Origin of the sequence: Pseudomonas sp. NPDC089547, assembly GCF_050280665.1 — a bacterium.
Taxonomy (GTDB): domain Bacteria; phylum Pseudomonadota; class Gammaproteobacteria; order Pseudomonadales; family Pseudomonadaceae; genus Aquipseudomonas.
In genome coordinates this window covers 235,313-258,859 of sequence record NZ_JBNNVS010000002.1, presented here as the reverse complement: position 1 = coordinate 258,859, position 23,547 = coordinate 235,313, and the positions used below count along the sequence as shown (strand labels likewise).

17 protein-coding genes are annotated in these 23,547 nt (G+C 62.8%); 5 read left to right on the top strand and 12 right to left on the bottom strand.

The window, feature by feature from the left end; all coding sequences use genetic code 11:
• Positions 1-232 precede the first annotated feature (232 nt).
• From ACQKPZ_RS02740 to ACQKPZ_RS02685, 12 genes are all read right to left on the bottom strand, one after another.
• Positions 233-1,582, bottom strand: a complete 1,350-nt coding sequence (locus tag ACQKPZ_RS02740) for an LLM class flavin-dependent oxidoreductase (protein WP_427535421.1) — start codon at positions 1,580-1,582, stop codon at positions 233-235.
• 35 nt (positions 1,583-1,617) lie between these two features.
• The gene (locus ACQKPZ_RS02735; RefSeq protein WP_427535420.1) at positions 1,618-2,988 is read right to left on the bottom strand and encodes an LLM class flavin-dependent oxidoreductase; all 1,371 of its coding nucleotides are present in this window, start codon (positions 2,986-2,988) and stop codon (positions 1,618-1,620) included.
• Complete coding sequence (locus ACQKPZ_RS02730; RefSeq protein WP_427535419.1) at positions 2,988-3,848, bottom strand: TauD/TfdA dioxygenase family protein; 861 nt, start codon at positions 3,846-3,848, stop codon at positions 2,988-2,990. Before ACQKPZ_RS02730 ends, ACQKPZ_RS02735 begins: the two co-directional genes overlap by 1 nt.
• An 18-nt stretch (positions 3,849-3,866) precedes the next feature.
• A complete protein-coding gene (locus tag ACQKPZ_RS02725) occupies positions 3,867-6,359 on the bottom strand; it encodes a TonB-dependent receptor plug domain-containing protein (protein WP_427535418.1) in 2,493 nt (830 codons plus the stop codon).
• 191 nt (positions 6,360-6,550) lie between these two features.
• Complete coding sequence (locus ACQKPZ_RS02720; protein ID WP_427535416.1) at positions 6,551-7,237, bottom strand: peroxiredoxin-like family protein; 687 nt, start codon at positions 7,235-7,237, stop codon at positions 6,551-6,553.
• A complete protein-coding gene (locus ACQKPZ_RS02715; protein ID WP_427535414.1) occupies positions 7,234-8,568 on the bottom strand; it encodes an LLM class flavin-dependent oxidoreductase in 1,335 nt (444 codons plus the stop codon). Before ACQKPZ_RS02715 ends, ACQKPZ_RS02720 begins: the two co-directional genes overlap by 4 nt.
• Positions 8,569-8,593: 25 nt before the next feature.
• On the bottom strand, positions 8,594-9,577 hold the full coding sequence (locus ACQKPZ_RS02710; RefSeq protein ID WP_427535433.1) for an ABC transporter substrate-binding protein: 984 nt from the start codon (positions 9,575-9,577) through the stop codon (positions 8,594-8,596).
• A gap of 16 nt (positions 9,578-9,593) precedes the next feature.
• The gene (locus tag ACQKPZ_RS02705) at positions 9,594-9,947 is read right to left on the bottom strand and encodes a 4Fe-4S binding protein (protein WP_427535413.1); all 354 of its coding nucleotides are present in this window, start codon (positions 9,945-9,947) and stop codon (positions 9,594-9,596) included.
• Positions 9,944-11,539, bottom strand: coding sequence for an FAD-dependent oxidoreductase (locus ACQKPZ_RS02700; RefSeq protein WP_427535412.1), 1,596 nt, complete (start codon positions 11,537-11,539; stop codon positions 9,944-9,946). The genes ACQKPZ_RS02705 and ACQKPZ_RS02700 overlap by 4 nt, the downstream gene beginning before the upstream one ends.
• A 346-nt stretch (positions 11,540-11,885) precedes the next feature.
• Positions 11,886-12,680, bottom strand: coding sequence for an ABC transporter ATP-binding protein (locus ACQKPZ_RS02695; RefSeq protein ID WP_427535410.1), 795 nt, complete (start codon positions 12,678-12,680; stop codon positions 11,886-11,888).
• Between the two features lie 4 nt (positions 12,681-12,684).
• The gene (locus ACQKPZ_RS02690) at positions 12,685-13,506 is read right to left on the bottom strand and encodes an ABC transporter permease (protein ID WP_427535409.1); all 822 of its coding nucleotides are present in this window, start codon (positions 13,504-13,506) and stop codon (positions 12,685-12,687) included.
• Positions 13,507-14,196: 690 nt separating this feature from the next.
• Positions 14,197-15,111 (bottom strand): LysR family transcriptional regulator, encoded by a 915-nt coding sequence (locus ACQKPZ_RS02685; protein ID WP_427535407.1) that lies wholly within the window; start codon positions 15,109-15,111, stop codon positions 14,197-14,199.
• A gap of 206 nt (positions 15,112-15,317) precedes the next feature.
• On the opposite strand from ACQKPZ_RS02685, the gene ACQKPZ_RS02680 reads away from it, so the two are divergent.
• The 5 genes from ACQKPZ_RS02680 (at position 15,318) to ACQKPZ_RS02660 (ending at position 23,543) form a co-directional block, all read left to right on the top strand.
• Complete coding sequence (locus ACQKPZ_RS02680; protein ID WP_427535405.1) at positions 15,318-16,340, top strand: zinc-dependent alcohol dehydrogenase family protein; 1,023 nt, start codon at positions 15,318-15,320, stop codon at positions 16,338-16,340.
• Between the two features lie 463 nt (positions 16,341-16,803).
• Positions 16,804-18,189, top strand: coding sequence for a hypothetical protein (locus ACQKPZ_RS02675; protein WP_427535404.1), 1,386 nt, complete (start codon positions 16,804-16,806; stop codon positions 18,187-18,189).
• The gene (locus tag ACQKPZ_RS02670) at positions 18,189-19,544 is read left to right on the top strand and encodes a GntR family transcriptional regulator (protein WP_427535402.1); all 1,356 of its coding nucleotides are present in this window, start codon (positions 18,189-18,191) and stop codon (positions 19,542-19,544) included. Before ACQKPZ_RS02675 ends, ACQKPZ_RS02670 begins: the two co-directional genes overlap by 1 nt.
• Before the next feature lie 94 nt (positions 19,545-19,638).
• Complete coding sequence (locus tag ACQKPZ_RS02665; RefSeq protein ID WP_427535400.1) at positions 19,639-21,288, top strand: VRR-NUC domain-containing protein; 1,650 nt, start codon at positions 19,639-19,641, stop codon at positions 21,286-21,288.
• Positions 21,285-23,543 carry an ATP-dependent DNA helicase gene (locus tag ACQKPZ_RS02660; RefSeq protein WP_427535398.1) on the top strand — a complete coding sequence of 753 codons (2,259 nt, stop codon included), beginning with the start codon at positions 21,285-21,287 and terminating at the stop codon, positions 23,541-23,543. The genes ACQKPZ_RS02665 and ACQKPZ_RS02660 overlap by 4 nt, the downstream gene beginning before the upstream one ends.
• The last annotated feature ends 4 nt before the right edge of the window (positions 23,544-23,547 follow it).

Here is a 23,547-nt window from a genome sequence, read left to right as displayed (position 1 = left end):
GGGTACGCGGAGCGCCTGCCAGCATCAGTTCTCTGCGCGACAGCGCAGAGAACTGAGTTCGCAAGCGGCCCGCATACCCTGTGGGAGCGGGCGCGCCCGCGAAGAATCCAACACGGTGCATGGCACCGGCTGCGCCGGTGTTCGCGGGCACGCCCGCTCCCACAGGGTCCCTGCTAAATCAGTTAGTTACCTGAAGTTCTATGAGAGCGGGCGAAAGCGGATAGCATAAGGCTCACACCGTGTCCCCAATGCGTTCGTTGGTGTGCTGAGGCGATGACGCATGGCGGTTCTGCGGTACTTCCAGCCCGAGATGCCCGCGCAATGTACGGGCCTCATACTCGCTACGGAACAGCCCGCGCTCGCGCAGGATCGGCAGCACCTCGTGGGTGAAACGGGCGAAGTCGCTCGGTGCGCCCACATGAATGTTGAAGCCGTCCACGGCACCCTCGCGGAACCAGCGTTCGATTTCGTTGGCCACGGTCAGCGGTGAGCCGACAAAGTTGGAGTAGGGCTGGCCGAAGCGCAGGGCCGCCTGGCGCAGGGTCAGGTTCTGTTCGGCAGCCACGCGTTTGATGCGCTCAGCGTGGCCACGGTAGCCGTTGCTGCCCAGGTCGCCCAGTTGCGGGAAGGGCGCGTCAAGGTCGTACTGGCTGAAGTCGTGGTAGCTGAACGGGCGGCCCAGTTGCACCAGCGCCTTGTGGAGGTCCAGCTCGCCCTTGCGTTCGCGTTCGATGGCCTGAGCCTGCTCGTCGGTATCGGCAATGATCGGGTCGATGCCGGGGAACAACAGCACGTGATCGGGGTTGCGTCCAGCCTCGGCGGTGCGCCGTTTGATGTCGGCGTAGTACTCGACCGCGTCTTCGAAGTTGTCGACGCCCGCGAAGATGCCTTCGGCGATCTGCGCCGCCAGGCCACGACCCGATTCAGAAACCCCGGCTTGGAAGATCACCGGCTGGCCCTGGGGCGAGCGGGAAATGTTCAACGGCCCTGTGACCGAGAAGAACTCGCCTTGGTGGTCCAGGCGATGCTGTTTGCTGGCGGTGAGGAAGCGCTTGTTGGCTTTATCGCGGGGGAAGGCGTCATCCTCGTAGGAATCCCACAAGCCTTGCACCACGGCGACATGTTCATGGGCGCGGCGGTAGCGTTCGCCGTGGTCGATATGCTGCTCGCGGCCGAAGTTGCCGGCGGCACCCTCCAGGCCGGTGGTGACCACATTCCAGCCGGCGCGGCCATGGCTGATATGGTCCAGCGAGGCAAACTGGCGAGCGACGTTGAAGGGTTCGGTGTATGAGGTAGTCAGGGTGGCGACCAGGCCAATGCGCTCGGTGGCCCCCGCCAGCGCCGACAGCAGGGTCAACGGCTCCAGGCGGTTGAGAAAGTGCGGCGCCGACTCGGGGGTGATGTACGGGCTGTCGACGATGAACACGAAGTCGAACTTGGCCGCTTCGGCGGCGCGCGCCTGTTGCTTGTACCAGTCGATATCGATGCTGGCATCGCCAGGTATCTCTGGGTGTAGCCATTCGTGCTGGGTAGTACCCACGCCGGTGAGAATGGCGCCAAGGTGCAGTTTGCGCTGAGTCATGTGGTTATCCTTTGTTCAGAGGTGTGGTGCGGATGTCAGCAAGGCTGGCCGCGCCGGAGAGCTGCATGACCATGCGCAGCTCCTGTTCGTTGGGGTTTTTCCAGACCCAAGTGATCTCGCAAGGTGCTGCCCTGGTATTCCGTACGGAATATCCCGCGCCGCTGCAGCTCCGGCACCACCTGCTGGAGGAAGCGCTCAGCACCACCGGGCATGTACGGCGGCATCACCACGAAGCCATCGGCGGCGTGTTCGTCGAACCATTGCTGGATCTGATCGGCGACGGTTTGCGGCGAACCGATGAACTTGGCGAAGGCGAGGCTGGAGGCGTACCAGCGGCCCAGCTGTTCGAGGCTCCACCCGGCTTCGATGGCATTGCCGATCACCACGTCGAAACGGCCCTTGCTGCCGCGGATATGCTCGCGGATATCCGGCACCGGTGCTTTCGGGTCGTGCTGCGCCAGGTCGTAGTTCATGCTTGCCGACATGAACGCCAGGCCGGCGATGGGCAGGACCAACTCGTCCAGCTCGGCGGCCAGCGCCTGGGCCTGCTCATCGGTGTCAGCGATGATCGGGTACAAGCCAGGCAGCACCTTGACGGCCTCGACGCTGCGGCCCGCCGCCACCACCTGCTGCTTGAACTCGCGGTAGAAGGCCTTGGCTTTCTCCAGGGTCGACTGCACCGGGAAGATCACCTCGGCGTTACGTGCCGCCAGGGACTGGAATGCCGACGACACGCCTGCCTGGATCAGCACCGGATGGCCTTGTGGCGGGCGCGGCAGGTTAAGCGGGCCGCGCACCTTGAAGTGCTCGCCTCGGTGCTCGGCGTAGTGGATTTTGCTGGCGTCGGCGTAACGCCCGCTGCTTTTGTCCAGTAGCAGGGCATCGTCTGCCCAAGTGTCCCAGAGGCTGCGCACCACATCGAGAAACTCCTCGGCCTTGGCATAGCGTTCGGCATGGCCGAGGTGCTGATCGAGACTGAAGTTTCGCGCTTCGCCATCGTTGACCGAGGTCACCGCATTCCACGCCGCCCGCCCATGGCTGAAATGATCCAGCGTGGCGAACTGACGGGCGACGTGGAATGGCGGGTGGTAGCTGGTGGAAATGGTCGCGCCCAATCCGATGCGTGAGGTCAGCACGCTGAGCGCCGAGAGCAGTGCCAACGGTTCTGGCGAGCCATTGGGGCGCCAGGTCACGGCGGCGTCGAAATTACCGCCGTGTATGTCGTCCAGCGCGAGTTTGTCTGCGACGAAGAGCATGTCCAGCTTGGCGGCCTCGGCCTGCTCGGCAATGCGCTGGTAGTAGCGAACATCCAGCGCATTGCCGATTTCGGCCTGGGGATGGCGCCATCCTGCCAGGTGCGAGCCCGCTTGAGTGACGAACAGCGCCAAGTGCAGCTTTCGCCCCATCACACGGCCTCCTGCTTGCGCACGCGATGGGGGATGTCGTTGTCGGCGATCAACACCCGCTCCATCGCACGCTCGAAGTCGCCGTAGTTGTAGACCGGGTAATGCAGCAGCGCGCGGTTATCCCAGAAGGCGACCGTGCCTGGCGTCCATTTGAAACGCACCTGATACTCGGGGTTGCTGAACGCCTTTAGCAGCTCGGCGACCAGCGTGCGACTTTCCTCAACCGACCAGCCAATCACCTGGGGTGACATGGAGAAGTTGATGAACAGGGCGTCTTCGCCGGTTTCCGGGTGGGTGCGCACCAGTGGGTGGGCAAGGATCGGGTAGGCATAGCCGACCTTGTCCAGCGACGCCTTGAAGTTGTGGGTGACGAAGAGGTTGTCGATGCGCGCCTTGAGCTCATCGGACAGGCCGCGGTAGACCAGGCCTGCATCGGCCCAGACCGTATCGCCCCCCAGCTCAGGCAGCGATACCGCGCGCAGCACCGCGCCGTAGGTCGGCTGGAGCAGCCAACTGGTGTCGGTGTGCCAGCGGCCCTTGGGTGCGTTGCCGTAAGCCTCACGCGCTTCCTTGGCAAGGATCAGGTGGGCCTGGGGCTTGTTGCTGTCGTGCTTTTGGGTGGTGGGGTGTTCGTACAACTCGCCAAACTGGGCGGCGAAGGCGATCTGCTGTTCGCTGTTTATGTGCTGGTCGCGGAAGAAAAGCACCTTGTGCTTGAGCAGCAGGGCGTGGATTTCATCGCGCTGCGACGGGGAGAGCGGCTTGCTCAGGTCGACGCCGCTGATTTCGGCGCCGACGGTGGGTTCCAATTGGGTGACTTTGAGTGCTTCGGTGAGTGCGACAACGTTTTCTGCAGGCATGTTGCTGTCCTCTTGTGGTTACCAGTCGTAGGAAAGGCGTGCGTAATAGAAGGCGCCGTTGAGGCCGTAGGGGCTGAATGCGCCGTACTCATCGAGGTTGTTGATTTCGGTTGGGTTACCCGCCAGGTTGGTCCGCACCAGGTTTGGCGATTGTTTGTCGGGGCGTACGCCGAACAGGTTGTTGGCGCCAATAGCGGCCGACAGGTTGTCGGTGATCAGGTAGGTGATATCGAGGTCGGTGATCCACTTGGCGCTGAACTGCTTGTCGGCCGCAGCCGTTGTGCCAGCCTCGGTGTACTTGCCGTAGCGGGTCAGTTGCAGGTCGGTGATGAAATCGCCGACACGCCAGTTGCTCCCGAGCACCAGCTTGTCGCGCGGGCTGCCCTCGGTCAGGTCGGTTTGTGCCTGGTGGCCGAAGGTCACGTAGTTGCTACCAAGCAGGGCCGCCGCGCCACTTTCCTTGATGTCTCGGATGGTGGTGCGGTTGTAGCTGTACAGCGCCGACCAACGCACCTGGCCAAAGCGGCCGTAGTCACTGTGCAGTTCACTGACCAGGTCAATACCATCGGTTCGGCTGTCGACGCCATTGAGGTTGTACTGCGCGGAGTAGGCGTCGCTGACCTGGATGATCTCGCTTTTGACGATACGATCCTTGATTTCGATGCGGTAGGCATCGAGGGCGACGCGGGCATTGCGAGTCGGCTCCCAGGACAGGCCGATACTGAAGTTGGTCGACTTCTCCGGCTCCAGGTCCTTGCTGCCAAGGGCTTGAGCCTCGGCGCTGCCCGGTGGCAGGTAGCGGGCCTGGATGATGCGGGTGGTGCCGTCGGCCTGGAGCACGCCGGTGTTCTGCGTGACCGAGAAAATTTGCTGGGCCAGCGACGGCGCGCGAAAGCCGGTGTTGAAGGTGCCGCGCAGGGCCAGGCCTGGCGCCAACTCATAGCGGCTGGCGAGCTTGCCGCTGACGGTGTTGCCGGAGCTGTCATCGTAGTGCTCGAAGCGAAACGCGGCGCTGGTGTACAGGCGTTCGGTGAGGTTGCTGCCGGCGTCGATATAGAAGGCGTAGCTGTCGCGGTCCAGTGAGCCGGCATCGCCAGGCGCAGTGCCGGTGAACGATTGCAGGCCCGGCGAGGGCTGTTGCCCTGCGCGTGGATGGCCAACGGGGTAGACGTAGCCGCCGTCGCGGTAGGAATCAGGTTCGCCGGCGCCTTGCAGGTATTTTTCCCAGCGGTGTTCGATACCCGCTGACAGTTGCAGGGGTTTGGGCAAGCCAATCTCGAAGGGCCGGGTGAAGTCGAGGTTGGTGGTCCACTGCTGAAACTCCTGGGCGCCGAGGTAGAACGAGGTCTTGCTGGCCGGGCCAATGGACGCGTTGAGGGTATTTTGCGCGCCCAGGCGCACATCATCCTTGCCGTAGGTGGTGGACAGGTCGTAGGCCCAGCCGGCGAGGTCGCCTTTGCCGCCAACGGCGACCTGGAAGTCCTTTTCGTCGATCAGCCGCTGTGCATGGAAACCGTCTGGGTAGATCTGCGGGATCGACGAGACGCTGGTGGCGCGGAAGCTACCACGAGTGTCGACGATGCTGCGGTCGCTGTAGGTTGAGAACGAGTACAGCGTCAGGTCATCGTTGATGGGCAGTTCGGCGTTGTAGGAGAGGTTGTAGACTTCGTCGCGGTTGGAGCGGCCATAGCCTTTCTCCAGCAGCCGATCGACCGAATCCTCGCGCGGGTCGGCCGCTGCGCCTGGCGTACCGAACGGCACTGACTGGCCGTTGAGTACCGGGTAGTACCACGCCCCTTGGGCATCGCCAGCGGCATAGGAGGGCCCTTGCAGGCGGATGTCCAGCGAAGTGTTGAAGAAACCGCCGTTGTCGCCAAGGCCGAAACCGCTGTTGATGCCGGTCTGGGTCAGGTCACCGGGTTTGTCCTCCTGCTGGCCGACGGTGACGCTGGCACTGCCACCGCTGGCCTGGCTTTTGAGGATGATATTGAGCACCCCGGCGATGGCGTCGGAGCCATATTGCGCCGAGGCGCCGTCACGCAGCAATTCGATACGTTCGATGGCCGAGGTGGGGATCAGATCGAGATCCACCGGTACGCTGCCGCTGGCGATACGCGCAAAGTTGTTGTAGACGGCGGTGTTATGACGACGCTTGCCGTTGACCAGCACCAGCAGGTGGTCGCCAGACAGGCCACGGATCGACACCGGGCGCACCGAGTTGGAGGTGCCGCCACCTGACTGAGCCGGTGCGTTGAACGATGGCACGATACGCCCAAGGGCCTCGCGCAAGCTGGCCTTGCCGGTATTGCGGATTTGCTCGCCGCTGATGATATCGATGGGCGATGGGCTGTCGGCCACGGTCAGGGTGTTGCTGCGGTTGCCGGTGGAGATCACCGATACCGTGTCGAGTACGGTGTCCTCGGCCCAGGAGCTTGCTGGTAGTGCCAGGCAGAGCAGCGACAGGGCGTAGGGAAGACGATTTTCGGGACGAACGAATCCTTGCGCGCGCATTGGCCGCATCCTTTTCAGTTGAGGGAGTGGCTTGTTATCGGGCAGATGCCAGTCTGTTAAGCCTTATGGGGAGCTAATGGGGCTGCTGTGCAGCCCTTCGCGGGCAAGCCCGCTCCCACAGAAAATGCGCTTTCCCCTGTGGGAGCGGGCTTGCCCGCGAACACCGGCCAAGCCGGTGCCATCCCCGCAAATCAGGCGCGTCTCGACACATTCTCGTTAACACTCAGCACCCTATCCACCGCATCAATAATCACCTGCGCTTCACTGCGCACCAGCCAGTCCGGGCTGACCTCGGCAAAGTGCACGCGCTTGTCCGTGCCGATAACCACCACGGTTGGCTGCGGCAGCTCCCACGTCCCGGTGCCGGTAACTTCGCCGATCCCTAGCCCCTTGCTCAACGAAGCTTGGCGCGAAGCCTCGTCGAACTCATAGAGCACACCAAGGCGCCGGGCCAGGGCGTTGTCCTTGTCGCTGGCGACTTGCAGGCTCAGGTTGTGCCTGGTCTTGATTTCAACCAGACGCTCCGGCACCTGCGGGCTGACTGCCACCAGGGGTACGCCGCGCGCCTGCAGCGCCGGTTGCAGGTTGCGCTCGTAGTAGGGGATGGCGATGTTACACGCCGGGCAGCCGGCAAAGCGGAAGAACACCAGCACGGCAGGGCCATCGGCGACCAGTTGGTCGAGGCTTAGCGAGCCGCCTTCGACCTTGAGCATCTCGAACGCCGCGATGCTGTCACCGGCCCTGACGAACTGGTCATGGCGCGCTTCATCGACCAGCGTCTGGCGCTGGTCGATGTTCACTTTCAGCGCTTCAGGTGCCCAGGTGCGCACGCGCTCGGCGTGCAGTTCGGCCAGCAGCCCATTGAGCGATTCACTCATGCCACTTCTCCTTGTGCACGGCGCAGGGTATTGCGGTTGGTGGGCACCGCCAGGCCGAAGCTTTCGCGCAGGGTGCTGCCGTCGTATTCTCGTCGTACCAGGCCACGGGCTTGCAACAATGGCACCACGTATTCGGCGAAATAAGCCAGGCCGTCGGGCAGCAGCGAGTTGATGATGAACCCGTCGGCTGCCCCGTCTTCGAACCAGTCCTGCAAGGCGTTGGCGACTTCCTCTGGCGTGCCGACGAAATCACGGCGCGGACGTGAAAAGTGCAGGGCTACTTCACGCAGGGTCAGGTTTTCCTCTCGGGCCTGCTGTTTGATGCGGTCAGAGCCGCCTTTCTGGCTGTTGCTGCCCAAGTCGCCGAGGTCGGGGAAGGGGGCGTCCAGATCGTGTTTGGAGAAGTCGTAATCATTGAACGGGCGCCCCAGGGCGACGATGGCGTCTTCAATGGTCACCAGCTCGACAGCCTGTTGGTAGCGGCTTTCCACCTCTTCGGCATCGCGGCCGATGATCGGGCGAATGCCGGGCAGGATGAACAGCTCGTCCGGATTGCGGCCGGCCTTGGCGGCACGCTGCTTGAGGTCCGCGTAGTAGGTGCGGGCGTCGGTGAAGGATTCCGGGCTGACGAAGATCGCATCGGCATTCTGCGCGGCGAAATTGCGACCATCCTCGGAGGTGCCTGCCTGGAAGATCAACGGCTGGCCTTGGCGCGAGCGCTGGATGTTCAGCGGGCCTTTGACCTTGAAGAACTCGCCCTGATGGTTAAGGGCGTGGAGTTTTTCCGGGTCAAAAAATTCGCCGCTTTGCTTGTTTCGTGTAAAGGCATCGTCTTCCCAGGAATCCCACAGGCCTTTGACCACGTTCACATGCTCGCGGGCAATACGGTAGCGGGTGGCATGCGGTGGGTGCTCCGCCTTGCCGAAGTTGTCGGCAGTGCCGGACAGCCACGAGGTGACCACGTTCCAGCCGGCGCGACCGCCGCTGATCTGATCCAGCGACGCGAACTGGCGGGCGACCTGGAACGGCTCGGTGTAGCTGACCGTCACGGTGGCGACCAGGCCGATGTGCTCAGTCACTGCCGCCAGCGCCGACAGTACGGTCAGCGGCTCGAAGCGGTTGAGGTAGTGCGGGCTGGACTTGGCATGAATATGCAGGCTGTCGGCGATGAAGGCGAAGTCGAACTTGGCCCCCTCGGCCAACTGCGCCTGCTGCTTGTAGAAGCCGAAGTTGACACTGGCATCGGCCAGCGCGTCCGGGTGGCGCCATTCGCCCCAACCATGGCCGACACCGTGAATCATTGCACCGAGTTTGATCTGTCGTTTGCTCATGCGGGCTCTCCGAATTTGAATAGGCTTATTGCTGCTTCTGTGTCGAGGCTGCCAGCTGCTTGTCCTGCAGGTGACGGCTGGCGTTGAAACTCTTGTCGAAACCTTGGCTGACATTCACTGGCCGCGTCAGTACGCCCTCGGCCAGATAGGTGTCGGCGGTGTTCTGCAGGTTGGCGATGACCGCGTCGGTAATGGCCACGGGCTGGAAATCGGTGTTGCTGGCCGAGGCCAGATGCACTTCAACCGGCAGGCCGGTGACCTTGGCCTGCGCTTGGGCGTATTCGCGTGGGTGGCTGTTGACCCAGCTCCAGGCGCGGTCGATGCGCTGCACGAAGTCGTCGAGTTGCGGGCGTTTGTCCGCAATGGCTTTGCTGGTGGCTGCGAGGTAAAGGTGGTTGGTCAGCAGGTCGTCACCCTTGCGCAAGATGCGCGCGCCGTTTTGGGTGATGGCGATGGTGGTGTACGGGTCCCAGGTCGACCAGGCGTCTGCGTTGCCGCTTTCCAGCGCACTGCGTGCGTCGGTGGGCAGCAGGTTGACGAAGGTCACGTCGCTGGTTTTCAGGCCGGCGTCCTGCAGTGCGCGGATCACCAGGAAGTGGCCGATGGAGCCGCGGTTGGTGACGATGCGTTTACCCTTGAGGTCGGTCACGCTTTTCAGGGGGGAATCCTTGGGTACCAGGATCGAGGTGCTGAAGCGGCCGTCGGCATGGGTGATGCTGACCGTCTTCAGTGGCGCGCCGGCACCAAGGGCGAACACGTAGGGCGCGTCGCCCAGGGCGCCGATATCGACGGCCTCGGCATTCAATGCCTCCCCCAGGGGGGCGGCGGCAGCGAATTCGGAGAAGTCGATGCGATAAGGCACATCGTTCAGCTCGCCAGCGGCTTCGAGCAACACCTTGAGCGAGGACTTCTGGTTTGCCACGCGCAGCGGTTCCAGGTCTGCGGCGCTGGCAAGGTTTGCAAGCAGTACGCTGGCGCTGAGCAGGCTGGTCATGAACGTGCGGATCAGCATGGAATGTCTCCTGTCAGTTTTTCGAAAAGCTGCGGGCGAGGACGAAGATTTCTTCCATGCGCCAGTGCTGGTTGGTGTAGCGCGGGTCATCGGCCCACTCGTGCCAGCCAGAGTCGCGCCGGTACTGGCCGAGCAGGCCGCTGGCGCGGATCTGCGCGGGGTCGACGGTGACCGCGTGGTCGCTGGCGGGGTGCACGTAGATGGCGTCGCTGTTGCAATACAACTCGCACATGAAGCAGGTCTGGCAGTCGGCCTGGCGGGCGATGGTCGGCAGGCCGTCGATACCCACCGCGAGCACGTCTGTCGGGCAGGCGACCACGCATTGATTACAACCGTCGCAACGGTCGCTGAGGATCAGTTCGATCATGCCGGCACCTGCGCGTGGGCCTGCAGCGGATCGCGGCGTACCCAGGGCGCATCCAGGCCACCGCTGCGTAAATGCAGGTCAAAGCTTGCAAGCTGTTGGGGCACATCGCTGCGCTGATGGATGCCACGGCTTTCTTTGCGCTCCAGCGCCGCGCCATAGCACCAGCGGGCACTGGCGAGCATGGCGGCGGTCTCCCGCCAGCGCAGTTGCGCGGCTGGATCACGGGCGCCACGCTGTTCACGCAGGCGGTCCCAACTGTTGCTCAGCTCGGCCAGGGAGCGCTGCAATTGTGTACCCGTACGAAACAGGTTTTTGTCGTAGGGGTGCATTTCGTTCTGCACGGTGCTGACCAGATCGCTACTGCCTTGGCGGTCGTCGCCAAGAGGCAGCAGGCCGACGCGTGCGGTGCCGTAGCAGTTGCCGGTGCGTAGCGGGTGTTGACGGGCATGCAGCGCAGCGCCACGGCCAGCCCACTGCCCGCTGGACAGCGCCCATGACGAATTCACCGCGCCGCCGCCAGAAATAGCGCCTGTCACTTTTTCGCGGCTGGCTGCATCACCTGCGGCGAACAGGCCGGGCAGGCGGGTTTGGCAATGTTCGTCGACCAGGCGCAGGCCGCCGACGCCACGGACTGTGCCCTCGCCATGCAGGGTCACGGCAAACTTGTCGCGGTAGGGGTCTATCCCTAAGCGGTCGAACGGCAGCATCAGGTTCGGCTGCACATAGGGCAGGCGTGCGCGAATGTCGTGAGGAATGCGATCCAGGCGGCAATACACTGGCCCTTCAAGCAGGGCGCGGGCCAGCGATTCGTTGAAATCGGGCCCCTGGCTGATCGGTAATTCGCGGCCGCTGGCATCGAAATAGCGGCCAAAGGTGTAAACCATCGAGCGGGTCATGCTGCTGCCAGCCGGGGCAATGCAGTAGTAGCTGGAGAACTCCATGCCGGACAGCTCGGCACCGGCTTCGACGCCCATCAGGTAGCCGTCGCCGGTGTTGTTCTGGCTGCCCAGCAGGCGTGAGTGAAAGGCACAGCCACCAGTGGAAAGCACCACCGCAGGGGCCCGCACCTCCCATTCACGCTGCTGCTGGCGCTGCAGGCCTCGGGCGCCGGCCAGCTCGCCGTTGCCGTTCTTTAGCAACTCCAGCGCAGGGCTGTGGTCGAGCAGGATGACGCCATGCTCCAGCGCCAATTGACGCATGGCACGCATGTATTCCGGGCCACGCAGGGCGCGGTACTGCTTCTCGCCTTGCGGGTTTTCTGGAAAGTGATAGAGGCGGTCGAGGCTCGGTAGCGTTTGCCAGGTGGTGTCCAGGATGCGCGCCATCCAGTTGGCATCGCCGAGCCCGGCGGCCCTGGCTATACGCTTGTCGATGGCCGCTTGACGCTGCTCGGGCGGCACCCACCAATGCCCCGGCCCTGCCGTGGCGGTTACACCGCTGGTGCCGCAGAACCCCTTTTCGGTGAGCACCACGCGCGCGCCTTCCCGGGCTGCTGCGACCGCAGCCCAGGTGCCCGCCAGGCCGCCACCGATCACCAGCACGTCGGCGTCGATCTGTAGCGTTGGGGCACTGGTGGTGAGCGGGGATTTCATGGGCTGCTTGCTCCTGGAGTGGGTCGTAAGGACGTCCTCCGCCAGGAATGGGGTCGGTCTGAAATCAACCATATCTTTCTAAGAAACGGCTGTGAAAGTCTTTTTGGCTCTAAGCTAATTATGTAATTAACTGATTTAATCAAATATCTAATATTAGAGAGAAGCATTTAACGATTGCGTTTTCTTCATGCCTTCAGGGCATGGCAGGCACGGGTTTGTGCGTCTGATGGGTGCCGCCGCTTGAACCTAGCTGTTTGCAGGTGTGCGGTGTAAGGCAGTGCGTAGCAGCGACAAGGCGGTAGTGGATCGCTTGGGATGCCAGCAAGTCTGTCCGGGGAAGTGTCGGCTAGATGGCGATCGCGCTGAGTGGATAGCCCGGCGCGATAAACGGGTTGTGGTCACGGCCAAGGCCGTCCGGGTCGTCCTTATCAACACCGAGCAAGGCCAGCAGGCGTGTGCGGATAGCGTTGAAACCCAATTGGCCGTTGTCCCGGGGGCGATGTAGATCGACACGCAGTTCTTCGGCGATGCGCCCGTGCTGCAACACGATGATGCGGTCGGCCAGCAGGATGGCTTCGTCGACGTCGTGGGTAACCAGCAGCACCGCTGGGGTATGGGCCTGCCAGAGGTCGATGATCAGCCGGTGCATGCGGATGCGGGTCAGGGCATCGAGCGCCGCGAAGGGTTCGTCGAGCAGCAGCAGCTTGGGTTCGCGCACCAGGCTGCGCGCCAGCGCCACGCGCTGCGATTCACCACCAGAAAGGGTGGCTGGAAATGCCTCCAGGCGATGGGCCAGGCCCACTTCGGTAAGCGCCTGCACGGCGCGCTCCTTGGGGTTATTCACCCGCAGGCCCAGGGTGACGTTTTTCCAAGCGCGCTTCCAAGGCATCAGCCGCGGTTCCTGGAACACGGCGGAGCGTGCCTGCGGCGCGTTCAGTTCACCGCCATCAATGGCATCAAGGCCAGCCAAGGCGCGCAGCAGGGTGGTCTTGCCCGAGCCGCTAGCACCGAGCAGGGCGACGAATTCGCCAGGCGCGATGTCCAGGTCGAGGCCATCGATGACACGATTTTCGCCGAACTGGCGCACTACGCCGCGTAGGCTCACGGCTGGCTGATAGTTGAACTGGCTTTGCGCATTCATCGCATCAGGTCCTTACGAAAGAGGGCCGCCAGGCCAGGGCGAGGCGTTCAAGGGTGCGAATCAGGCCGTCAATCAGCAGGCCAAGCACGCTGTAGATCAGCAGGCAGATGACGATCACGTCGGTGCGCATGAAGTCGCGGGCGTCGCTGGCCAGGTAACCGATGCCGGCGGTGGTGTTGATCTGCTCGACGAACACCAGGGCCAGCCAGGAAATGCCCAGCGAGTAGCGCAGGCCAACGAAAAACGACGGCAGGGCACCAGGCAGGATCACGTGCCAGATCAACTCGCGGCGGCTAAGCCCCAAGGTGTTGGCGGCCTCGACCAGTTTCGGGTCGATATTGCGAATGCCGGCGAACAGGTTGAGATAGATCGGAAAGGTCGTGCCCATGACGATCAGCGCTACCTTGGTGAATTCGCCGATGCCGAACCAGAGGATGAACAGCGGCACCAGGGCCAGCGACGGAATGGTGCGCAGCATCTGCATCGGTGAGTCGAGGGCGATTTCACCGCGCCTCGACAGGCCGGCAATCAGCGCTACCGTCACGCCGATGGCCACGCCAATACTTAACCCGGTGACCGCCCGTTGCAGGGATACCAGCAGGTGTCGCAACAGTTCACCGCTGCGGATCAGCTCCCACAGCGTGCCGCCGATTTCACTTGGCGCGGCGATCACCCGGGCTGGAATCAGCCCGGCGCGCGAGGCAATTTCCCAGATCAGCAAAATGGCCAGCGGGCTTAACAGGCGCAGTAAAACGTCTGGGGCTGACCACTTTTTTGCTGAGCGATGCGCGGGCTTGCTGACCTGGATAGTCGTGGTGTGCGTCATGAAAACTCCCCGGAGATCAGTAGATGTAGCTTTGCCCATGGGGCGGCGGCAGCTGAGTCGAGCAGGGTGCGGTTGGCGAACAACAGGATAAGGCGAGGGTATCGGCAGGTTGCGTCATGGGGCTCTCATCACGGGCGCAGATGGCAGGCGTTAGCCTGTTGGGGTTCTGTAGCGCCCCAGTGTGAGAGGTAGCTTTTGTGAGACCGTATTCTTATGAATGCTAGCTGTAAAAGTATTTTTGATTCTAAGCTAATTATCAGTTTTATTGAATTAACGTAAGCTACGTTATGCGTTAATAGAATTTTAATGAGTGTATTGGGTTGCCGGCATTGCGCCGCTACATTGCCGTTTCCATGCGCGGGATCAGGTTGCTGCCCCAACCGTTCACCACTTGGGTTTTAAGCGCTGGGAAGCTTTCTCGGATCTGGTGCAGGGCATCAATTAGCAGCACATCACTGATGGTTTGGGGTACGCCCAGGCGCAGCGAGCCACTGGACGAGCCGTCGGTGAGTCGATCGAGCAGTTGTCGACATGCGTGGCGATCCCGATGACCTGAGGCAAAGATACGGGGGCAGGGGGATGGCACGCGCTCAGACACGCCCCAGGGAGCCTCATCCTCTGGTAGTGGATGATTCTCCATGCTCTATGAAAAAGCAGAAATGATTAGATGAACAGCCTTGCCGAAGCTGCCTACAGGCTATCAGGATCCCCAAAGAACATCTGTATCCTCGACCGCAACCACCGCTCCGCCGGGTCGTTGTCCTGCGCCCCACGCCAAGCCATGTGCAGCTCGAAACTACGCACGGGTATCGGCAAGTCTTCGGCCCGCAACCCACCCGCCGCAGTCAGCGCATCGGCCGTGTAGTCGGGCACCGTCGCCACGATATCTGTCCCGGCCAGCAAGCTCCCCAGCCCGTTGAACTGTGGCACTGCCAGCACCACATGGCGCTTGCGACCAATCTCTTCCAGCGCTTCGTCGATAAACCCGGAAAGGTCACCTGCAAACGACACCAGTGCGTGCGGCCGATCACAGAAGTCGTCCAGGGTAATGCTGCCAGGCACGCTGTCGGCCCGCAGCAGCTTTGGCATGCTGCGGCGCAGTACCTTGCGCTTGGCGTTGGCCGGCAGTTCACTGGTGTAGCTGACACCTACGGAAATCTCGCCTGAGGCAAGCAATGTGGGCATCAGCAGATAGTTGACCCGCCGTACCACCAGCACGATACCTGGTGCTTCGGCGCGGATGCGCTTTAGCAACTGCGGCAGCAGGGCGAACTCGGCGTCGTCCGAAAGGCCGATGCGGAACACCGCCTTGCTGGTGGCGGGGTCGAATTCGGCAGCACGGCTGACCGCGGTAGAAATCGAGTCCAGTGCCGGGGACAGCAAGGCGAAGATCTCGTGGGCCCGTGCGGAAGGTTCCATGCTGCGGCCGGTGCGTACGAACAGTGGGTCGTCGAACAGGTTGCGCAGCCGCGAGAGGGCCGCGCTGATGGCCGGCTGGCCGAGGAACAGTTTTTCTGCAGCACGCGTGACGCTGCGCTCGTGCATCAGCGTTTCGAACACGATCAGCAGGTTGAGGTCTACGCGACGCAGGTCGTTACGATTCATCGGTGCGCTTCGCCTAAAGTGGGGCAGGGGTGAATCTTAAGGCCAAAGGCTGTTACCCTGCACGGGTTTAGGGGTACCAATCGCATGGAAAGTCAGGTGCCCAATCGATGACAAGCATGTCGACTATTAATGACCGCTGATGGTCTAACGGCTAAAGCCCGGATAGAGTCAGTGGTAATTAGAGGTTCACAAAGGCGAGGTATGCGATGTCCCGCATGATCCGTTTCCACAAGTTCGGCGCTGCCGATGTGCTCCGTTGCGAGGAGCAGGCCGAACCGTCACCCGCAGCCGACGAGGTACAGATCCGCGTCCAGGCGGTTGGCGTCAGCTGGTATGACGTGCTTTGGCGCCAGAACCTGGCGCCGTCCCAGGCACGCCTGCCGGCGGGTATCGGCCATGAGATGGCCGGGGTGGTGACTGCGGTCGGTGAAGGCATCGAAGACATTGCGGTGGGCGACCGGGTTGCCAGCTTCCCGGCTACCAGTGCAAATGACCACCCGGTATACGGTGATGTCATCGTGCTGCCGCGGACCGCCATTACCCGCTACCCGGATGTGCTCACCCCGATCGAGGCCAGCGTGCACTACACGCCGCTGCTGATCGCCTATTTTGCCTATGTCGACCTGGCCCGTGCCAAGGCGGGGCAAACCGCGCTGGTTACCGATGCCAGCCACTGTGCCGGCCCCGCCTTCGTACAGTTGGGCAAGGCGCTGGGGTTGAAGGTGTTTGCGGCCACCAAAGAGCCAGAGCAGCGTGATTACCTGCTGGGCCTGGGCGCCGACAAGGTGATTGTCACCGAAGAGCAGGACTTGCTGCTGCAGGTAGGCAAGTACACCGATGGCCGTGGCGTGGACATGGTCCTCGATGGCATGGGCGGGCCGCAGATGTCGCTGCTGGGCGATGTGCTGGCACCGCGTGGCAGCCTGGTATTGTATGGCCTGCAAGGCGGTAACCAGACGCCGTTCCCGGCCTGTGCCGCGTTCCAGAAGAACATCCAGTTCTACGTGCATTGCATCGGTAATTTCACCGGCAAGCCCGAGCTTGGTATCAGCCAGGATCAGGTGGCACTGCAGCGGGCCCTGCGCGATATCAACCAGTTTACTGCCGACCAACTGCTGACCCCGCAGATCATCAAGGTGTATCCGTTCGAGCAAGTGGTGGAGGCCCATCGTTACATGGACCAATGCCCTTGCGGAGGCCGGGTGGTGCTGGACATGGCACAGCACTGACCGCCATTTGCAATGTCGACAAACCCGGGCCGAGTCCCGGGTTTTTTGTTTGTTGTGCAGGGTAGTTTGAACAGCAACTAAAAAAGAACCTTCCTACAACATACACAGATGCGGACTACATATGGGTCGCCGAATCGGGGCTTCATGGAAATATTCCGCCAACTATTCAGCCTTGAACTATTTCAGCTTGGCACTCAGTGTGTTTGCGCAATCGTGCTGAATGGTTTTTTTGGCCTGATCTGTATCTTTTAATCGCTCTGCATCCCCCGATAATGGCCCGGTGATATTTGCGCAAGGAGCGTGGAATGAGCATGGCTGTGCCTGAGGAGGGGCTGCGTGAGGCAGCGGTAGGCCGTCGCAAGGGTGAAGATTTCTTGAAGGTCTGGCGACGGTGATGCGTTACGACATTACTTCAGTTTGGATATAGGAAGTTTCTTCTGGATGAAGATGATGAGGTGATTTCGTGACGGTTATTCATGATCAGGCAATGCATTATGTTTACCAGCAAGTGCTCGAGCGCTTGTTGGGCCACATGACCCAGGCGCAGCGGGCATCTTTGCAACTACTGATACAGCGGATGCTCGTTGCAGCAGGTGGGCCGGAGTACATTGGCACGTACCGTGTACTGGTACTGCAAGGCAGCGATCGCCGTAGTGACCGGCTGCTGGCCATGCTGCGTGCGGCACAACTGAGCATCGCCCTGCGTGCGTCGGTAACGTTCCAGTTGCGGGTGCTGGTAGTCAACCTGCCAGTAGCCGCCAGTGCCACGCTTGAGCGCCACGAGCGCAGTTTCAGCGCCTTGTTCTTGCAGGACGATACGCGGGTTCAACTGCAGATGATCGAAGGGCGCGAGGTGGTGCCTTTCAGCCGTCGGCCTTCGGCAGTACCGGAACGCTGGCTGCAGGCAAGAAATGCCATGCTGGTGTTCGGTCACCTGGTGGATGCCAGGCCCGAAGCCTTGTTGGGTAGCCGCCTGCACCTGGAGCTGGCAGACGCAGTGGGTATTGCGTTGCAGTCACCGACAGCAGCCGACGCATTGATCACTGCCATTCCCGCCCGCCAGCGGCGCCGCTACCTGGCCTGGGCCCGGCGTAGCCTGCGCCTGATGGGGGCGCGTGGCCCGCATGTGTGGCATCACTGTCCGGCGTCGCTGGCTCAGGGGTTGAGTCGTTTGCACGATGCCATCGGCATGGCGCGGGGCAAACTGGCGGAGCCGACCCACGCGGCTGTCGCGCAGGATGCTCCGCTGCGTGTAATTGCCCTTGATGACCTGTTGCCGCATCTGCTTGACGGGCCGCAACTTGACGTGATGCTGGGTGGTGGCTTCGAAGCTGCTCAGGATGCCTGGCCATTGGCGGCGTTCGCCGATGTGCAGGCACCGGCGCAACTGCACGAATTACGCGCGTGCGCTCAGGCGCCCAAGGCCGGTCGCCCGGCGCTGCGGCTGGCTGGCCAGCAGGGCGACAGCAAGTGGCGCGAGGAGCACACGTTGCAGTTGGCCAAAGCCTACGGCATCAACCAGACGCAACTGCTGTGCCTGTTGTTCAGCCCGTTCGCCAGGCAGGGCAAGTACCTCGAGCGTTTTCTCAAGTGCCGGCATGCCGACATGCTGGTTGCGCTGCCTTACCTGCATCGGGCCCTGCAGGGCAAACCCTGTCCTGATGGGGTGAGGGACTGGCTGGTGAATACCAGTGGCTTGACGTTGGGGCAACTGCGGGCGATCTATGAAGGGCGCGTATCGCTCACCGCCTGGCGCTTGCAAAGCGCCCTGGCCAGGCGTGATGTGCAACTGAGGTTGCTACCGGGGGCGTCGCTGGGGCGGCGGCGTAAGTTGCCGGGGCCGTATTGATGGATCAACGGGAAAGCGGCGAGTTCGCCTATCGCAAGGTGTATCGCTACCTGGAAGCGTTGATCGAGCAGGGCGCAATCGATGGCTCAGGCAAGCTCCCGTCATTGCGCGCACTGTCCCGGCTGTTGCGGGTGTCATTGGCTACCGTGCAGAGTGCCTACCACCTGCTGGAGGAAGAGGGGCGGGTGCAGTGTTTGCCGAGGTCTGGCTACTACGCTCAGGTTACTGGCAGGGCAGAGCCAGCCATGCTTGCGCGGCACTCACCCTTGCCGGCACAGCTGATGTTGGAGCAGATGATGCTGGGCCAGGAGCGGCGGTTGGCCCGCCAGCGTGCAAGTAGCCTTGCACCCTGGGAAGCGCTCGGCCGCACCCGCTTGCGCACTGCCCTGGCTGAGCGTTATACCCGCTCCTCCAGCCAGTACTGGCGTGCCGAGAACGTTCAACTGGCCCCTGATGTGCAGGCGCTGCTGGACACGCTGCTCGTTGGGCTGGCCTTGCAGGGCGGAACGGTGCTGGTGCAATCGCCCTGCTGCTGGCAGGTGTTGCGCGCCCTGGCGCGTGCAGGCATGCGTGTGCTTGAGGTGCCAGTGGACAACCGGGGTAATCCGGACCTGCGCGCCATGGCCCGTTTGCTGGGGAGCGAGCCGGTGTGCATGCTGGTCATGCCGTCTTGCCTTGGTATGCCGCAGGGGCGGCTGGTGTCGCCGCACTACCAGCGGCAGTTGGGACAGTTGCTTGGTCAGCACCCTGTCTGGTTGCTGGAAAACGATCTGGACAGTGAGGTCTGTTATCGCGGGCCGCCACGTGCGCGCCTGCGCGACTGGGTTGAGCCCCGCTGGTTGTTGGTGATGGGAGCATTCGAGGCAGCAGTGGGGGGCGAGGCACCTTACGCCTATGTACTGGGCCATGCTACCGCGCTGGCCAGCGCATTTGCCGATCGCGAGTATCGGCTTGCACCGCTGCGCCTGCAAGCATTGGCGCAGATGCTAGGTAAAAGGCCGATCGAGATGCAGTTGGCGCAACTGCGTGCCGAGATGCAGCGGAGCACAGAATGCCTGGCGCGTGCACTGGAATCGCAGTTCGGCCAGCGGGTGGCGTTGCAGATGCCCCAGGGCGGGCGAATGCTGTGGGTACGCTTTCGCCAACCCCTGTTGTGGGATTGCATTGCTGCGGCGTTGGCAGGTTCCGTTCTGCATGCGCTGCCGGGCTGGCAGTTCAGCCTGCAAGGGCGCTACACGCAGCATCTGGCGCTTGTGTGGCTGGGTGACCAGTTGGAGGGCTTGCAGCAGGCAGTTGAGCGCCTGGCGCAAGCGCTGGAGCCACGCCGTGGGCGGTCTGCCAGCGTTATACGTTAAGTGCCAAGGGGCTTCTACCAGACCCACGGCACTTGCCAGGCCTACGGGTCTGTATGTATAAACAGTATCCCTTTTCCGCTGCTTGCGCCTCTCCGTGATCGCTCATTCCGTCGACGACCCGTTCTACTACCTGCACAATTTCAGGCAGGTATTGCTGTGGGTTGAACAGCGCTACAAGGACCTGCTCGACGATCAGGAACTGGCGTTCATCCAGACGTTCAGCTTATTGCAGGCGCCATCCCAGGCGCTGATGGTGCGCATGGTCATGCGCAAGGGCGAGCTGTTTCGCAGTGACCGGCTGGAGTACATCGAAATTGGTGATACCGGGCAAGCCCTGCAACCCTTGCTGGCCCTGCGGTGGGTGCAGGAACCCGAGCAGTTGGCACTCGAGCAGTTGTTTACGTTGCTGCGCAAGGACGAGTTGGCCCACTGCTTCGCCAGCCATCTGAGCCGCCCCCGCGCCGCCAAGCACGACCTGCTGCTGCAACTGCAACCCTTGGGGCTAGCCGCCCGTTCACTGGCCGAGTGGTACCCAGCCAGTGAGGTGCGCATTCTTCAGTGGTGCCTGCAACCTCTGTGCGACCGCATGCGCCTGTTGTTCTTCGGCAACCTGCACCAGGACTGGTCAGATTTCGTGCTCGCCGACCTCGGTGTGCTGCGTTACGAGCAGGTGCCGTTCAACACGGGCTCGCGCGCCCTCCAGCAACGCGCCGAAGTGGACCTGGCCATGGCCTTGCACCAGTGCGCCGAGCGCCTGGAGCAGGGCGACGACCCCGTTTCGATTCTGGCGGCCTTGCAAGGCCTGCACAGCGACAACCCCTGGCTGGCCCGGCGCCATGCGCGGCTGCAGTTCGCCCTGGGCCAGCAGTGCGAGCGCCTGGGCGAGTGGGATCAGGCCATGGCTGTGTACAGCCAGTGCAGCCATGCCCAGGCGCGCATCCGCCAGGTGCGGGTACTTGAGCGCTGCGAGCAATGGCCACAAGCCCATGCGCTGGCACTGCAACTGGCAGCGGCGCCGGCCAATGCCCTGGAGGTGCAGGCACTGGAACGCATGCTGCCACGCCTGGCGCGCAAGCTCGGTGGGCCGCCACAACGGCGCCAACGTACCGCGCCCCTGGAACTGATTGAACTCGAACTGCCTCGCGAGCACGCCGCGCTAGGCGTGGAAGAGGCCGTGCGTCAGCATCTGGCGCAAGAGGGTGGGCAGGTGCATTACGTGGAGAACACGCTGTTCAACAGCCTGTTTGGCCTGCTGTGCTGGGAGGCGATCTTCGCCCCGGTCCCCGGTGCGTTTTTCAACCCCTTCCAGGCCGGCCCCCAGGACCTGCATGACAATGACTTCCAGCAGCGGCGCAGCGCGTTGTTCGAGCACTGCCTGGGGCGGCTCGATGATGGCAGCCATCGCCAGGCAATTCTTGATTGTTACGCTGCCAAACAAGGTCTCCAGTCACCGTTCGTGTTCTGGTCCATGCTCAGCGAGGAGCTGCTGGAGCAGGCCTTGGCCTGCCTGCCAGCCGCCCAGCTGAAGCAGTGCTTCCTGCGCCTGCTGCAGGATATTCGCAGCAACCGCGCCGGCATGCCCGACCTGATCCAGTTCTGGCCTGGGCAGGGGCGATACCGCATGGTCGAGGTCAAGGGCCCCGGTGATCGCCTGCAGGACAACCAGCTGCGCTGGCTGGAGTTCTGTCGGGCCCACGGCCTGCCCGTTGCCGTGTGTCACGTGCGCTGGAGCGAAGCGCCTTGAGTTATCGGGTGGCGGTACGCGCCTTGTGTGAGTTCAGCGCCAAGGTTGGCGATCTGGACCTGCGCTTTACGCCATCACCCACTGCCCAGGAGGGGATCGAGGGCCATCAGCGGGTGGTGGCGCGGCGTGCAGCTGGCTATGAAGCGGAAATCGCCCTCGAAGGCCAGTTCGAAACCCTGACGGTGCGTGGCCGCGCAGATGGTTATGACCCCGCCCGCAACCGCCTGGAAGAGATCAAGACCCACCGTGGCGACCTGGCGCGCCAGCCGGCCAACCACCGTCAGTTGCACTGGGCGCAGGCCAAGGTCTACGGCTGGCTGCTGTGCCAGGCACGGCAATTGCCGGCCATCGAGGTTGCGCTGGTTTACCTGGATGTGGACAGCGACAGCCAGACGCTCATCAGCGAACACTGCACAGCTGCCGAGTTGCAGGTTTTTTTCGAAACCCAGTGCCAGATCTTCCTCGCCTGGGCTCAGTACCAGCAGCAACGCCTGGCAGAGCGTGACCAAGGCCTGCAGGCGCTAGGTTTCCCCTATGCGCAGTTCCGCCAGGGCCAGCGGCAATTGGCCGAGACGTTGTACAAGGCCGTGAGTACGGGGCGCTGCCTGATGGCCCAGGCCAGCACTGGCATTGGCAAAACCCTGGGCACCTTGTTCCCGCTGCTCAAAGCCATGGTGCCGCAGCAGTTGGACAAGGTGTTCTTTCTCACGGCAAAGACGCCGGGCCGGGCGCTGGCCCTCGACGCCCTGCGTCAGGTCACCGATAACACGGCGCAACCGGCCCTGCGTACGCTGGAACTCATCGCCCGCGACAAAGCCTGCGAGCACCCAGGCAAGGCCTGCCACGGCGAGTCCTGCCCGTTGGCGGCCGGCTTCTACGACCGCTTGCCGGCCGCGCGCGAGGCAGCCGCAGCGCTGCCCTTGCTCGACCGAGCCAACCTGCGCGAAGTGGCCCTGATGCACCAGGTATGTCCGTACTATCTGGGCCAGGAAATGGCGCGCTGGGTCGATGTGCTGGTAGCGGACTACAACTACTATTTCGATGCCCATGCCTTGCTGTTCGGCCTGACCCAGGCCAACCAGTGGCGGGTGGCGGTGCTGGTGGACGAAGCGCACAACCTGGTCGAGCGCGGGCGCGGCATGTACAGCGCCAGCCTGGACCAAGGCCAGTTGATGGCGCTGCGCCAAAGCAAACCGCAGGGGCTGATCAGTGCGCTGGACCGGCTTAATCGGCAGTGGAACGCGCTCTATAAAGAACAACGTGCGCCGTACCAGGCCAGCGATGTGCTGCCGGAAGGCTTGCTGAAGGCCTTGCAGCAATGCATCGGGCTGATCCAGGAACAGATGAACCAAGCGCCCGCGCACATGGACCCGCAGGTGTTGCAGTTCTTCTTCCAGGCGCTGCAGTTCAGCCGGGTTGCCGAGCTGTTCGACAAGCACTTTCTGTTCGACATCAGCCTGCGGCAAGGCCCGCGCAATCGCCGGCTGGCCACCCTGTGCCTGCGTAATGTCACCCCGGCGCGCCTGTTGGCGCCACGCATGCAGGCGGCGCGCAGCGTGACGCTGTTTTCTGCCACGCTCAGCCCGCGGCATTTCTACAGTGACCTGCTGGGTATGCCGGCCGACACCGCCTGGCTGGAGGTTGCCGCGCCGTTTCGCGCCGAACAATTGCAAGTGCGTATCGCCAGCCAGGTATCCACCCGTTACCAGCAGCGCCATGCCTCGCTGGCACCGATCGTCGAGCTGATTGCCGAGCAGTTTGCGCGCATGCCAGGCAACTACCTGGCGTTTTTCAGCAGTTTCGAGTACCTGCAGCAGGTTGCCGGTTTGCTGGCCGAACGGCACTCGCAGATTCCGCTTTGGACCCAGGAACCCGGTATGGACGAGGCGGCCCGCCAAGGGTTTCTCGACCGTTTTGTCGCCGACGGGCGCGGCGTTGGCTTTGCTGTACTGGGCGGGGCTTTTGGCGAGGGGGTGGATTTGCCGGGCACGCGGCTGATCGGTGCTTTCGTGGCCACGCTCGGGTTGCCTCAGGTCAACCCGGTCAACGAGCAGTTCAAGCAGCGCTTGGGGAGGCAGTTTGGAGCGGGGTTCGATTACGCCTATCTCTACCCTGGGGTGCGCAAGGTCATCCAGGCGGCGGGGCGGGTCATCCGTGGGGACCAGGATCGCGGCGTGCTCGTGCTGATCGACGAGCGCTTTGCCGAGCCTCGGGTTCAACAAATGTTCCCGGGTTGGTGGCCAGAGGCCATTTAGTCGG